This is a genomic window from Succinivibrio sp. (assembly GCF_045124615.1).
GTDB classification, from domain to species: domain Bacteria; phylum Pseudomonadota; class Gammaproteobacteria; order Enterobacterales; family Succinivibrionaceae; genus Succinivibrio; species Succinivibrio faecicola.
On record NZ_JBGVMC010000276.1, the window covers coordinates 1 to 1909 of the forward strand.

The following is a 1909-nucleotide window of genomic DNA, read 5'->3' on the forward strand; positions in this document are numbered from 1 at the left end:
GCTGTTGCTGCCACCTTGTTTACAGCAGGAACACTAAATCCAACTGAACTGACAATACTTACACCTGCTATATTTTTAATGGGCGCTCAGATTCAATATACAGGAAGAATTCTCGCTGTTATGGCAGTTCCTTACAGACTATATAAATACATGTTCTCTATCAGCATATTTAACGCAATCATCGCCATGATTATAATGTCTGTATTATTAAAGTATTAGAAGATTTAACCTTTATTGCTATGCTAAAATCTACACATAATATTGTTTTTAGATTTATGTAATTTTTCATGACATCAACTGTAGTAAATGTTGCACTTAACAGACCTCTTTTCAAAGAGTTTGCTTATGTTGTAAATAAAAAAATCAATGACTCATACATAGGTTGCAGAGTAAAAGTAAATTTTGCAAACAGCACTATGATAGGAATCATAACCAAAGTTGATGTTCCAAATGACTCTTCAATAAAACTCAAAGAAGCAACCTTATTAGATGAACACAGTTTTATTACTGACGATGTAATAAAAATGTTAGAGTTTGGCTCTTCTTATTATCAGTATCCTCTAGGTCAGTGTTTTTACGTAGCTCTTCCAAAATTATTAAGAGAAGGAGGAGCTTTTGCATATGAAAAGATCCCTGCTTTACAGCTATGCTGTGATATAGATGAAGAGCAATTAAAAAAAATCAAATCAGAAGATCAAAAAAAAATTCTTAATTTACTCAAAACAGGACCTATTCAAAGAAAGGAATTAAGGGAACGAGGATTTTTAAGTTCTACTGAAAATGCTCTTATTAAAAAGAATCTTGTTGAAATTATTAACATTGAAAAGAAAGAAAACGAGGCATTTTCTACAGATAACATTCTAAAAGAAACTCCTCCTCAGGCTAACACAGAACAGCTATCTGCAATTTATACAGTTCAGAAAAATTCAGATTTTAAAGTATTCCTTATTAATGGAATAACTGGTTCTGGAAAAACCGAAGTTTACCTAAGAATTATCGAAGACGTTCTAAAAAAAGGTAAATCGGTGCTTGTTCTTGTACCTGAAATATCATTAACTCCACAGACTTTTGATAGATTCTACAGAAGATTCAATGTACCAGTTTCTTCCGTTCATTCAGCCTTATCAGATAGAGAAAGATTAGATTCATATATTGATATGGCTACAGGAAATTCTGGAATTCTAATTGGTACTAGAACAGCTGTATTTACACCAATAAAAAATCTTGGCCTGATTGTTATTGATGAGGAGCACGATTCTTCTTTTAAGCAGAACGATACTTTTAGATATCACGCAAGAGCACTAGCCATTATGCGAGCAAAAATCAATAACTGCCCTGTTATCCTAGGAAGTGCTACACCTAGTCTCGAAACTTTATTCAACTGCTATAAAGGCCTATATTCTAGAATTGATCTCAAATACCGTGCTGGTGGTGCAAGTTACCCTGATTTTGAACTGATAGATCTAACAAAAGAACCTGTCACAGAAGGCTTAAATAAAGGAGTAAGTCAGACTCTTGAAGATAGAATCGGTGAAGAAACAGCAAAAGGAAATCAGGTTTTGCTGTTTCTAAATAGAAGAGGCTATGCACATCATCTTGTTTGTCATTTGTGCGGTCATGTTTTTACATGCCCAAACTGTGACAATATTCTTACAGTTCACAAAACAAACCACAGATTACAGTGCCATGTTTGCGACACTACATTTAAAACTCCAGATAAATGTCCAGTCTGTGAAAATACGCAACTGTTTGAACAAGGATTTGGCACAGAACAAGTAAGTGATTATCTAAAAGACAGATACCCTGATGTCGGTATAGAAAGAATAGATAGAGACTCTGTCACAACAAAAAATCAGCTTGAAATAAGATTAAACAGAGTAAGAGATGGAAAATCTCAGATTATGCTTGG

The 1909-nt window shown here is 33.7% G+C and carries 1 protein-coding gene and 1 pseudogene; both read left to right on the forward strand.

The features are described from left to right. Nucleotides 1-219, forward strand: a pseudogene (locus tag ACJML3_RS07185) (hypothetical protein); the annotation flags it as partial. Nucleotides 220-287: 68 nt separating this feature from the next. Then, nucleotides 288-1909: primosomal protein N' (priA, locus tag ACJML3_RS07190; protein ID WP_406021915.1), on the forward strand; the 1622-nt coding region annotated here is incomplete at its 3' end.